At 35.2% G+C, this 11,017-nt stretch carries 13 protein-coding genes and 2 pseudogenes; 12 read left to right on the top strand and 3 right to left on the bottom strand.

The features are described 5' to 3' along the window. Positions 1-101 precede the first annotated feature (101 nt). The 5 genes from FD20_RS11390 (at position 102) to FD20_RS13060 (ending at position 3,338) form a co-directional block, all read left to right on the top strand. Entirely contained in the window at positions 102-569 is a 468-nt protein-coding gene (locus FD20_RS11390) for an FMN-binding protein (RefSeq protein WP_057738661.1), read from the top strand. Then, the gene (locus FD20_RS11385; protein WP_235807780.1) at positions 518-1,375 is read left to right on the top strand and encodes an FAD:protein FMN transferase; all 858 of its coding nucleotides are present in this window, start codon (positions 518-520) and stop codon (positions 1,373-1,375) included. The genes FD20_RS11390 and FD20_RS11385 overlap by 52 nt, the downstream gene beginning before the upstream one ends. A gap of 18 nt (positions 1,376-1,393) precedes the next feature. Beyond that, positions 1,394-2,647 carry an FAD-binding oxidoreductase gene (locus FD20_RS11380; protein ID WP_235807779.1) on the top strand — a complete coding sequence of 418 codons (1,254 nt, stop codon included), beginning with the start codon at positions 1,394-1,396 and terminating at the stop codon, positions 2,645-2,647. Between the two features lie 249 nt (positions 2,648-2,896). After that, positions 2,897-3,178 (top strand): type II toxin-antitoxin system RelB/DinJ family antitoxin, encoded by a 282-nt coding sequence (locus FD20_RS11375; RefSeq protein ID WP_057738657.1) that lies wholly within the window; start codon positions 2,897-2,899, stop codon positions 3,176-3,178. Then, positions 3,132-3,338 (top strand): hypothetical protein, encoded by a 207-nt coding sequence (locus tag FD20_RS13060; RefSeq protein WP_157060923.1) that lies wholly within the window; start codon positions 3,132-3,134, stop codon positions 3,336-3,338. Before FD20_RS11375 ends, FD20_RS13060 begins: the two co-directional genes overlap by 47 nt. Before the next feature lie 138 nt (positions 3,339-3,476). Here FD20_RS13060 and FD20_RS11370 read toward each other — a convergent pair whose 3' ends face one another. Continuing rightward, positions 3,477-4,871 (bottom strand): FAD-dependent oxidoreductase, encoded by a 1,395-nt coding sequence (locus tag FD20_RS11370; RefSeq protein WP_057738655.1) that lies wholly within the window; start codon positions 4,869-4,871, stop codon positions 3,477-3,479. 89 nt (positions 4,872-4,960) lie between these two features. Between FD20_RS11370 and FD20_RS11365 the strand changes: the two genes are divergently transcribed. The 4 genes and pseudogenes from FD20_RS11365 to FD20_RS14125 all read left to right on the top strand — a co-directional run. Then, positions 4,961-5,308 (top strand): ArsR/SmtB family transcription factor, encoded by a 348-nt coding sequence (locus FD20_RS11365; protein WP_003596754.1) that lies wholly within the window; start codon positions 4,961-4,963, stop codon positions 5,306-5,308. A gap of 2 nt (positions 5,309-5,310) precedes the next feature. Continuing rightward, positions 5,311-6,606 carry an arsenic transporter gene (locus tag FD20_RS11360; RefSeq protein WP_057738653.1) on the top strand — a complete coding sequence of 432 codons (1,296 nt, stop codon included), beginning with the start codon at positions 5,311-5,313 and terminating at the stop codon, positions 6,604-6,606. Positions 6,607-6,891: 285 nt separating this feature from the next. Then, positions 6,892-6,978, top strand: a pseudogene (locus FD20_RS13415) (IS5/IS1182 family transposase); the annotation flags it as partial. Between the two features lie 148 nt (positions 6,979-7,126). Then, a pseudogene (locus tag FD20_RS14125) lies at positions 7,127-7,219 on the top strand (zeta toxin family protein); the annotation flags it as partial. On the opposite strand, the gene FD20_RS11355 reads toward FD20_RS14125, so the two are convergent. Beyond that, entirely contained in the window at positions 7,209-7,487 is a 279-nt protein-coding gene (locus FD20_RS11355; protein ID WP_057738651.1) for a hypothetical protein, read from the bottom strand. The pseudogene FD20_RS14125 and the gene FD20_RS11355 sit on opposite strands and share 11 nt — an antisense overlap. Positions 7,488-7,503: 16 nt before the next feature. Further along, positions 7,504-7,719 carry a hypothetical protein gene (locus FD20_RS11350; protein ID WP_057738649.1) on the bottom strand — a complete coding sequence of 72 codons (216 nt, stop codon included), beginning with the start codon at positions 7,717-7,719 and terminating at the stop codon, positions 7,504-7,506. Between the two features lie 271 nt (positions 7,720-7,990). Here FD20_RS11350 and mobQ point away from each other — a divergent pair, with 271 nt between their 5' ends. The 3 genes from mobQ to FD20_RS13895 all read left to right on the top strand — a co-directional run bounded on the left by mobQ (position 7,991) and on the right by FD20_RS13895 (position 10,764). Further along, a complete protein-coding gene (gene mobQ, locus FD20_RS11345; RefSeq protein WP_057738647.1) occupies positions 7,991-10,054 on the top strand; it encodes a MobQ family relaxase in 2,064 nt (687 codons plus the stop codon). 271 nt (positions 10,055-10,325) lie between these two features. After that, positions 10,326-10,586, top strand: coding sequence for a type II toxin-antitoxin system Phd/YefM family antitoxin (locus FD20_RS11340; protein WP_057738645.1), 261 nt, complete (start codon positions 10,326-10,328; stop codon positions 10,584-10,586). Next, a complete protein-coding gene (locus FD20_RS13895; RefSeq protein WP_235807778.1) occupies positions 10,579-10,764 on the top strand; it encodes a hypothetical protein in 186 nt (61 codons plus the stop codon). Before FD20_RS11340 ends, FD20_RS13895 begins: the two co-directional genes overlap by 8 nt. The last annotated feature ends 253 nt before the right edge of the window (positions 10,765-11,017 follow it).

The raw sequence follows: 11,017 nt of genomic DNA, 5'->3' as shown, positions 1-11,017 counted from the left end.
TGAAAGAATCAGAACAAGTGTCTAGAAAAGCATGTGCCAAATATTGACTTAGGAGCACATCGTGTAAAGATTATAAAATTTTAAAATATTTGTATTTAAAAATGAGGCGTAAAGATGTTCAAAAAAATAATAGAATTTTTTTATCAATAGCTATAGCCATAGCCATGATTCTAGATGGTTATTTTGTTTTTTTTAAACAATCAAATAATAGTACTAAAAGTGTCAGTGTGACTTCATCAACTAGTTCTAATTCATCTTCGGGAAATAACGCTTCAGTTAAAAAGCAAAAATATAAAAACGGAACTTACCTGGGACAAAGTAGTCAAACTAGTTGGGGCCCTGTTCAAATAAAAATTAAAATCATACGAGGAAATATTAAACAAATAACAGTTCTAAAATTTCCAGACACACATGGTCATTCAATAGACATTAATCGTCAAGTATTGCCAATATATAAAAAAGAAACATTAAAAAATCAAAGTTCATCTATTCAACAAGTTTCTGGAGCCACCGAAACTTGGAAAGGATTTACAGCATCTTTGCAAAGCGCATTAAATCAGGCTCGTTAATAAGATTTGTAAAGGATGATAAAAATGGTTTTAAAATTTATAATCGTGTAATTAATGAGATGAATATTCCATTTACTTTGTCTATAGCAACCAAGCTTTTTAACAATACTGTTAATAAACTAGTTGACCAATTAGCAATTGAAACACAAAGGTCCTTGAAACAAATAGATGAGCTTTTTTCAACTTTTCGAACAGATTCATTGGTCAAAAGATACCAATTAGGAGATAATACTCCTTTATTGAATGATAAATTTAAAACTGTTTATAATTTATCAACACTTGGATCCAACGTCACTCAGGGATACTTTGATCCTTATTTCGAGGGGTGTTTTAATCCCACAGGTTTAGTTAAAGGTTGGGCAATTGAAGAAATTTTTTTCAATATCTTACAGCCAGTTTTAAAAAGTGAGCCACAAATATTAGATATTTCTTTAAATGGTGGTGGAGATTTACAATTTGGAGCACAGACTGATAGTTCCTTCTTTTGGAAAATTGGTATTGAAAATCCAGTTAATTTGCATCAACTAGTTGCAATTTATAGGTTACAAAATGGTGCAGTTGCAACCTCAGGGTTTAGCAAACGTGGACACCATATAGTTAGCTTAAATGATCATTCATTACTTCAATCAACAATTATAGCTTCCAGTTTAACATGGGCTGACATTTGGGCAACGGCTGCCTTATCAGCTGGGAAAAATAAATTTAATAAGCTTTTACAAAGAGAAGAACTGACTGGACTATTAGTAAGTAAAACAGAAGTAATTCCATTTTCGAAAGGAAGAAAAGCTGATGCTGAGAAACTTTAAATATAAATTAGTACTTTTTTGGTCGGTTTTTTTTTCGTCATTCCCTTACCCTTTCTTCAAACATTATCAATGGGGTTATCAACATTACCAACCACAGAAACCACTGCAGTTTACAGTGGAGTTATTGCCTATGTTTGGATGTTAGCGATTATTTTTCTTAGTACTCGACCACATTGGTTAGATCGATTAATTGGATTGCCAAATATGTATCAACTACATGGTATTTTAGCAATTGCAGCTTTAGTTTTGGCGTGGTTACACAAACTAGGAACTTCATCTGGTGGATTAATAAAACAAACAGGAGACTTAGCGCTCATTATTTTTACAACGTTAATGGTCTATTCTTTGTTTTTCCTAGCTGGTTGGTTGACTAATCGTTGGCAATTAATAAATCAATTTAAAATAAAGCTTGAAAAGTTTTTCAAACATGAAATTTCTATTTGGTTACACCGTCTTAATTTAATTGCGGTTATTTTGGTTTTTATCCATGTTCAATTAATCGATTATATTACTTCAATTACACCATTTATAATTTTATTTGATGGGTTAAGTTTACTAACAGCAATTAGCTATTTGAATACTAAATTTAATTGGGATCAAAGGCAAAGAGTTGTTCGATTAGTGCAGAATCAAGCTTTATCATATAAAGTTAGAGAATTAACCTTACAAGGACGGCAACTTAAAAAGCTTGATTTACGACCTGGAGATTTTATTTTCTTGTCATTTCCACAATTACCAAAATTAAGAGAGCCACACCCCTTTTCACTGGTTACATTACCAGGCCAAACAAGTCAACTTAAATTAGCTATTAGGGCAGATGGAGATTTCACCAGTTTACTTGCTAAAGTAAAAAAAGGTGCAGATGTAAAAATTACTGGTGGCTTTGGGCGCTACCAGCAGTTTCTAAATGAGAATAATCAATCTGCCAATTTAATTATGATCACTGGTGGAATCGGAGTAACTCCATTATTTTCCTTAATAGCAAACAACTTATCTCGGAATATGTATTTATTTTATTCAGCTCATCGCCAAGAAGATTTACTATATTCAAAAAAGTTATCTGACTGGCAAAAATTGCCTCAATTTACTGGTTATTGGAAAAAGGGAAGATTTACAGACAATTTTGTGATTCAACATATACCCCAAAATTGGGAGAATAATTCATTGTTTTTGCTAAGTGGACCTATCCCGTTAATCCATCATTGGGAAGACATATTGTCTTTTTATCATATTGATGCAAAAAATATTTTTAAAGAAGAATTCAACTGGTGAAAGTAATTAAGACAGCTTTATTTTGTATTTTACAAATTAGTTATATAAACTAATTATAAAATTTTAATCACTCCTTGTTACTAATTCTTGTAATCTTTTTTGTGTACCTAACTCTAATCATTGTTGATTAAGTAATTACTCTAATGGGGCAGTAAACACTAATTTATAGGTTTTGAAGGATCGTGCTAATTTACTCTGTACTCAAAAAGCAGTATAAATTGAGTAGTAAAAGAAAGGGGCGAGACAATCATGGCAGTTAAGGAAAAGAAATGGGTACAAGTCAAGATTGATAAAAACTTGGCCGATAATACCGAAGTAGTTTTAAGCGAGTTGGGTCTAAACCCAACCACAGCGATTAACATGTTTTACAAGCGGATCGTGGCTAATGGTGCTTTGCCTTTTAATGCGTCTTTAAGCGAAGAAGAAAAAGCTAATTTACGCTTTTTAAAGGCTACCGAAAATACACCGGTAACAGAGTTTAAAGATGCTAAAGAAGTCGCTGATTGGCTCAATGATTCAGATGAGGACTAATGACTTAATCAGCCTATACGTTAGTTATGTAGAAACTAACGGTGGTAAGTCTCGACCGGTATTAATTCGTAAGGTATCAGAACAAACCGTCAAAACTTTTAAAAACACCAGTAAGAAACTGTTTGAGATCTTCAAAAGCGCCGCAATAGGACTGAAATAAAGGCTAAGGTCATCATCATAGCGCTCGTATGTAAATGGTCATCTTAGCGTTTTTGGTATTTTATTACTCAAGAGATTTTAGACAACTTCTAAGTTCTTACATAGGTGGTGCTTTGTTATATTAGATGCTTTAATGAGCTTATTTAGATTTATCGAACACAGCTTCCCAATCTTGCGCTGCCTGTTGAACAGGGTCCCACGGTGACGCAATTGGCGGTGAATATGATAAGTCTAAGTCGTCTAGATCATTAATAGTCATTTTATTGAAAATTGCGGTTGCAAAAATATCATTTCGTTTTGCAATCTCACTTCCATAGTTCCCAATTAACTGTGCACCAAGTAGCAATCTGCTTTCTTTGTCAGCAGTTAATTTAATGGTGATTTTACTTGCATTTGGAAAATATGAGTTATGGTCGAACACTGTACTTGTACTGGATAAAGTAGAAAAACCAGCGTTTTCTGCTTCTTTAGGCAATAGCCCAGTTCTAGCAATAACTAAATTGAAAACCCTTATAACTTGGGTTCCAACGATCCCCCTAAACCGGCATCGCTGCCCCAAGACATTCAATCCGGCTATCCGGCCTTGTTTGTGTGCAGTAGTTCCTAAGGGTAGGTATGTTTTTCCAAGTAATCTATGGTCAGTCTCAACCAAGTCACCGGCGGCCCAGATATCTGGCAAAGTCGTATGCATGAATTCATCAACTGAAATTGCTCCGGCCGCACCAGTCTTGGCACCAGCTGCTTCTAATAATTGCGTATTGGGCTGAACTCCAGTAACAATTAAGACCGTATCAAACGATTGTTCATCAGTGATATTGCCCAAATCTGTAGTTTTAATTTTTACACTAGTAGCAGAGCTAACAACACTCAAAATAGTGCGGTCAGTCAGTACTGTTACTCGATTTTGTGTTAGTTCCTGGTGAGCCATAGATCCAAACTCATTTTCCACTGTGGAAAGAATTTCATTACTACGTTGATATAGCGTCACGTTTAATTTTCGTCGTACCATTGCTTCGGCCATCTCAACACCGATATACCCAGCCCCGATGATGGCGGTGTTTTTAGCTTGGTTTAGTGCTGTATCTAACGACAAATAATCAGACATTGTGTGTAAAACGTGAATCTTACTATTGTTTTCTTGGGTATCATTAAATGAAAAACCTTGAAAAGCGTCTACTTTAGGAATTGCTCCCGTGGCAACTATTAATTTATTATATTTATAAGTAACAGCACCATTCGATCGAACACCTGACACGAGATGATTTTCTGCGTCTATTGAGTTAACTAAAGTATTTAAGTCAAACACAATTCCAAGCGCTTCTAGCTCCTTAAGTCCACGGTGAGAAAGTGAATGCCAATCTGGTACTTCTCGACTAGCAGCATATGGAAAACCACAAATGGATAAATTAGGGTATTCGTCTGCAAGGATTATTTTAACTTGTAGTGTAGGCTCACTCTCTTTAGCTTGAATTGCCGCTGAAATACCGGCGTCGCTACCGCCAATTATCAATAGTTGTTCATTTTTAACTGTCATAAATAGACTCCTTTGATTTAGTTGACAACATATAGATGAATGTCTATATTATATATAGACGATTAACTATGTGTCAAGGAGAAGAAAAAATGAATTATACAGATTATGCTATGGTTATCAAAGCAATGGGCGACGCAAGTCGCCTTGAAATTATCGACATGTTATCTTGCGGTAAAATGTGTGCCTGCGATATTTTAGATCATTTTGATTTTACCCAACCAACACTTTCTCATCATATGAAGGTATTACAAACTGCGGGGATAGTAGATGCACAAAAAGATGGCAAGTGGCAACACTATTCATTGAATTCAAAATTTATAACAAGTTTCCCTGAATTTACACATCAACTGTTACAAGTTGAGGAAATCTGTGTCTGCCATCCAACTGTTGAAGATAAAGGCTGCAACAAATGCAACTTAGAAACAACGGGTGATTAGCAATGGAAGTATTTTTGGCTATTTCCATTTTTTTGCTTACCTTAATTTTAGTCATTTGGCAACCTCGTGGTCTATCTATTGGTTGGTCTGCTGCTGGTGGTGCAGTTTTAGCACTGGTTTTTGGCGTAGTTTCTTTTAATGACGTTGGAACGGTAACGGTAATTGTATGGAATGCTACACTTTCATTTGTATCCATTATATTGATCTCGTTGATTCTCGATCAAATTGGATTCTTTGAATGGGCAGCTTTACATATGGCACGATTAGCTCGTGGTAACGGTGTTATGATGTTTATCCTAATTGCTGTTCTAGGTGCTGTTGTAGCAGCTTTATTTGCTAATGATGGTGCTGCGCTTATCCTGACTCCTATTGTTTTATCGATGGTTAGAGCTTTAAAGTTTGACGATAAAAAAATCTTTCCATTCATCATTGCTAGTGGGTTTATTGCTGATGCAACTTCATTGCCCTTAGTTGTCAGCAATCTTGTGAATATTGTCTCAGCAGATTTCTTCGGTTTTACATTCTCAGAATATGCATTACGCATGTGGATTCCTGATTTATTTTCACTTGGTATTAGCATTCTAATTCTTTATTTATATTTCCGAAAAGCTATTCCTAAAGAGTTTGATGGCAGTCATCTTGGCTCACCAAAAAATGCCATTAAAGATTTACGATTATTTTATTTATCTTGGGTAGTTCTAACAGCACTGCTCATTGGCTACTTCTTAAGTAGTTTTATCAAGGCACCAGTTTCATTAATAGCTTTACCAATTGCTGCTATATTCCTATTACTTGCTAGAAAAAGCCCGAAAGTTGATGTATTGGCTACTATTAAGAGCGCTCCATGGAGTATCGTTGCATTTTCAATCGGAATGTACGTAGTTGTTTATGGTCTACAAAATGCTGGTTTAACAGATATGTTAGCTATCTTAATTAAGCAGATTTCTAATTGGGGACGTTTAGGTACCACACTAGGAATGGGTTATTTAGCTGCATTCTTATCCTCGATGATGAATAATATGCCAACGGTTATGATTAATGCTTTGGCTATTCGGGCTAGTCATGTTACCGGGGTATTACATCAGAGTTTAGTTTTAGCAAATGTAGTTGGCTCCGATCTCGGTCCAAAAATTACACCAATTGGGTCACTAGCAACATTAGTTTGGTTACATGTGTTAAGCCAAAAAGGTATAAAAATTAAATGGGGAACTTACTTTAAAATAGGTATTACAGTCACCATTCCAGTTTTATTTGTGACTTTAATTGGACTATATGTGTCATTGTCAATTTTTCATTAAATTTAAAAATAGTTATAATTTTAATTGCTGATAATCCGTTAAATGGTTGTCAGTATTTTTTTATTCTAACTACTTAATTTATACCCTTGAATAAGATGCAGAGTGGATGATCAACTCGATTAATGGAATGCACATTCGTATTATGCTACATAAGAGAACATATTGTCCCTCGAGAAAAATGGCTCTATAATGATCGTGGTATGATGAAATGAATGGGGTTAGATTCTGGCGAATCACAGTGCTTACATTGAAAACGAACAAGTACAAAGTAAGTCTGGCCGGTAGCTTTGGAAAAACTGTGAACGTCAATTAACAACCAGTTTGCAAATGGTTGTCTTGACGTTTCTGGCATTATTACTTAATAAATTTTAGACAGTTTCTTAAGTAAGCTAGATCAAAATAAAATTGCTGATTTTGCTCTTGACCTAAAAGCCAAAAGAAGGGGCAATGATCAAAAGGTAATTTAAGAGCAATCAAGTAAAAAAAACTCAAAGAAAATAAAACAGAGTTCACACAAAGAATCCAGAAACAGTTAAAAGATTTTGCAGATCAGAACCCAGAAGTTAAACCTAAAAATGATCCAGAAAATAAAAACGATCGGCCTAGTTATTAGGTTGATCGTTTTTTAGTTTATCCGGTTTATGTTCGTTAACGTAATCAGCAAAAATCTTTAAAAGTTCCTCGGTTTGTGCAACTGATAAGTCATCAGCCTGAAAGTATTTTTCTAATAAAGCACCCTTTTGAATTAAACGTCGAGAACGGGCTTTACGAGCTTGACGATTTTCATAGTATTTAGCTTGGCGAAGTTGAAAATCTTCTCGCGCTACTTGCTGCTTTAACCTAGTTTGCTGTTCAACCAGCTTTTCATATTGACTAGTCATAACACAACCCCATTATTTATAATTGCTTAGGTGCTTTATTTTTCTTTAAAAACTCGGCTATTTTTTTGGATAAAGACTTGATATTATCATTAGACAAATTAGCATAATCTAAATTTGCTTGACTAATAATCTGTTTACCAATTCTTTGTTCAATTTTATTTTTTTCGTCCTTGATTTTCTGATTAAGATCTTTTAATTTAGCTTCTTGTTTTTGAATTGATGTTTGAGCCATAAGATAACCTCCGAGATAAATTAAGTATTATTGTTATGTATGATAACATAATGGTGCTGTTTGGTAAATTATATAGGTTGAGAAAGTAAAGCAACAGGAATAAACTAAATATAATCAAATAGTGATCAGTAGACCGAGTGAAACGAGGTTAATGCGCACTTACACCCCACTAATAACTTATGGGGTAAATCGTGCTAACCACTTGTATCAGAAGTCGCCGTTGGCGACAACAAAAGCAAATCCATACCCCCAAAGAAAGGTGGTGACTGACATGGCAATTTTTCACATGAGTTTTAGTAATATTAGTGCTGGTAAGGGAAGAAGCGCGATTGCCAGCGCCAGTTATCGGAGTGGAGAAAAATTATTCGATCAAAAAGAAGGCAGAAGCTATTTCTATGAACGTGAAGTTTTACCAGAAACGTTTATTTTAACGCCTAAAAATGCACCAGCATGGGCAAGTAATCGAGAAAAATTATGGAATGAAGTAGAAAAAAAGGACCGTCGAGCAAATTCACGGTACGCTAAAGAGTTTAATGTGGCTTTACCGGTAGAATTAAGTGAAGATGAGCAGCAAGCATTGTTGACAAAATATGTACAAGAAAATTTTGTTGATAAAGGTATGGTAGCGGACGTGGCTATTCACCGGGATCATTGGGATAATCCGCACGCTCATGTAATGTTAACTAATCGCCCATTTAACCCAGACGGAACATGGGGCATTAAAAGTAAAAAGCAATATATTTTAGACAAAAATGGTAATAAAACATATACCGGAACTAGCAAATATCCTAAGAGTAGAAAGATACTTATGATTGATTGGGATAAGAAAGAAAAAATAACCGAGTGGCGGCACAACTGGGCGGTTAGTGTTAATCAGGTTTTAGCACAAAAAAATATTCCCGAGCGGATCAGTGAAAAATCATTTATCGAGCAGGGAATAGCTGGTACACCAACCCAACATGAAGGAATCAATAGCAAGCGGCACGAAAGAAAAGAATTTAACCAGCAGGTTAAAAACTATCGCAAAGCCAAAGCCAGTTATAAAAATAACCAAGAAAAAGTAATCAATAGAGGTCACCTGGATAGCCTAAGTAAACACTTCTCATTCAATGAAAAACGGGTGGTCAAAGAGTTAAGCCATGAACTGAAAACTTATATCAGTTTGGAAAGTTTAGATGATAAACGGTGCATGCTGTTTAACTGGAAAAACAGCAGCTTAATTAAACATGCAGTTGGTGAAGAGGTGACTAAACAATTGTTGACAATTAACCAACAAGAAAGCTCACTCAAAAAAGCAGATGAACTCTTAAATAAAGTAGTCGATCGCACCACGAAAAAACTTTATCCAGAGCTTAATTTTGAACAGACCACGCAAGCTGAAAGACGGGAATTAATTAAGGAAACTGATAACGAGCAAACAGTCTTCAAGGGTAGTGAATTAACCGAGCGCTTAATGAACATTCGTGATGATTTGTTGACCCAACAATTATTGACCTTTACCAAACGGCCATACGTTGGCTTTAAGCTATTAATGCAACAAGAAAAAGAAGCCAAAATCGATCTGAAATATACGCTGATGATCCACTCTGATAACTTAGAAAGTCTAGAACACGTCGATCAAGGACTGCTAGAAAAGTATTCACCAGCAGAACAACAAAAGATTACGAGGGCAGTCAAAGACCTACGGACAATCATGGCCGTTAAGCAAGTCATTCAAACGCAATACCATGAAGTATTGAAAAGAGCCTTTCCAAATGGTGATTTAGATGATCTTTCACTAGTTAGACAAGAACAGGCTTATACAGCCGTGATGTACTATGATCCAGCTTTAAAGCCATGTAAGGTTGAAACAATGGAACAGTGGCAAGAAAACCCGCCGAAGGTTTTCAGTACCCAAGAACATCAATTAGGGTTAGCTTATTTGTCGGGGCAGCTTAGCTTAGATCAGCTAGAAAATCATAACTTGCAACGGGTTTTAAAGCATGACGGAACTAAACAAATTTTTCTGGGGGAATGCAAAGCCGATCCGACTATTAAAACCAGCCAGATTGAAAAAATCCAAAAGCAGTTAACAGAGCAACAAGCCAAAGACGATCAATACCGAAAAGAAAATATCGGACATTATCAACCATTGAACTATAAGCCAGTTAGTCCAAGCTACTACTTAAAGACAGCTTTTAGTGACGCTATCATGGGCACCCTATATGCCCGTGATGAGGATTACCAACGGCAAAAACAAGCACGTAGCTTAAAAGATACCGAATGGGAAATGACGAAAAAGCAGCGGCAACATCAAACCCGCAACCGGCATGATGACGGAGGCATGCATTTGTAAAACAAATGTAGTAACGTCAGAATTTAAAGGCCAGCCAATATCAAAAAACGCTTTGGACCTAAAACGAGTGTGAATCTAATTAATAAAAGGCCAAAACAGCCATTAGGGTATAGCTTTATTAGAGTATGTACGTGTCACTGATCCAACTAGGTAATTTGATGGAAAAATTGGCAATTGGTGCATGAGCTATTATCATTTTTTGTGGTAATTTTTAATTAATGTACGCTATCAAGTACATATATAATAAATATATAGTAAGGAGGTCGAGAGAATGGAAAAAATAATTAATCCAACTAAAGCACGGACAAATTTATTTTCACTTATTAAGAGTGCCAACAGAGACTCCACTCCTGTTATTATTGCAGGTGCTGATGATAATCGTAGTGTTGTTCTAATTGGAAAAAGGGATTATGATGCGTTACAAGAAACCATGAACTTAATTGTAAATGGTCAGATTCAAACAACTCTTAGCCGTAAAGATGATGAATCAGTTAATCTAGATGAACTGATGAAAGAAATTGATAATGAGTAATCATTGGAAAGTTACGATTAAGGCATCAGCTAAAGGTGATTTGAAAAAGATCTTAAAAAGCCCATTATGTAAGTCATTCGAAGAAATAAAAATGTATTGGAAACTGACCCATACAAACCAGTACAGTCATTTGAAAAATGAACTTCACCTGCTGCTGGTTACTATTCTCGAAGGATAAATGGGCAACGTCGAGTAGTTTATACAATTAATAAAGAAACTAAAATAGTTGAAATTTATTCATGTTGGGTACATTATGAGAGCGGCTCTCTTAAAATGAATGGCAAATCTAGTTCAAGAAGAAATTAACAATGTACATGTGCTATAGATATAATAATAGAAAAATATTAGTAATAAAATTAATATTATGGGAATCACCCGAATTATTCATACGAGGTTTAATATCGGCATACCGCACAATTTTGGACCAATTC

Origin of the sequence: Liquorilactobacillus uvarum DSM 19971, assembly GCF_001434935.1 — a bacterium.
GTDB lineage: Bacteria > Bacillota > Bacilli > Lactobacillales > Lactobacillaceae > Liquorilactobacillus > Liquorilactobacillus uvarum.
Note: the sequence above shows the minus strand (reverse complement) of the source record. Positions and strands in the feature narration are given on the sequence as shown.

Excerpts from the sequence above, each read along its gene's own strand:
- FD20_RS11390 (WP_057738661.1), top strand. The coding sequence starts at position 102 with ATGAGGCGTAAAGATGTTCAAAAAAATAATAGAATTTTTTTATCAATA.
- FD20_RS11375 (WP_057738657.1), top strand. The coding sequence starts at position 2,897 with ATGGCAGTTAAGGAAAAGAAATGGGTACAAGTCAAGATTGATAAAAAC.
- FD20_RS13060 (WP_157060923.1), top strand. The coding sequence starts at position 3,132 with ATGCTAAAGAAGTCGCTGATTGGCTCAATGATTCAGATGAGGACTAAT.
- FD20_RS11370 (WP_057738655.1), bottom strand. The coding sequence starts at position 4,871 with ATGACAGTTAAAAATGAACAACTATTGATAATTGGCGGTAGCGACGCC.
- FD20_RS11365 (WP_003596754.1), top strand. The coding sequence starts at position 4,961 with ATGAATTATACAGATTATGCTATGGTTATCAAAGCAATGGGCGACGCA.
- FD20_RS11360 (WP_057738653.1), top strand. The coding sequence starts at position 5,311 with ATGGAAGTATTTTTGGCTATTTCCATTTTTTTGCTTACCTTAATTTTA.
- FD20_RS11355 (WP_057738651.1), bottom strand. The coding sequence starts at position 7,487 with ATGACTAGTCAATATGAAAAGCTGGTTGAACAGCAAACTAGGTTAAAG.
- FD20_RS11350 (WP_057738649.1), bottom strand. The coding sequence starts at position 7,719 with ATGGCTCAAACATCAATTCAAAAACAAGAAGCTAAATTAAAAGATCTT.
- mobQ (WP_057738647.1), top strand. The coding sequence starts at position 7,991 with ATGGCAATTTTTCACATGAGTTTTAGTAATATTAGTGCTGGTAAGGGA.
- FD20_RS11340 (WP_057738645.1), top strand. The coding sequence starts at position 10,326 with ATGGAAAAAATAATTAATCCAACTAAAGCACGGACAAATTTATTTTCA.
- FD20_RS13895 (WP_235807778.1), top strand. The coding sequence starts at position 10,579 with ATGAGTAATCATTGGAAAGTTACGATTAAGGCATCAGCTAAAGGTGAT.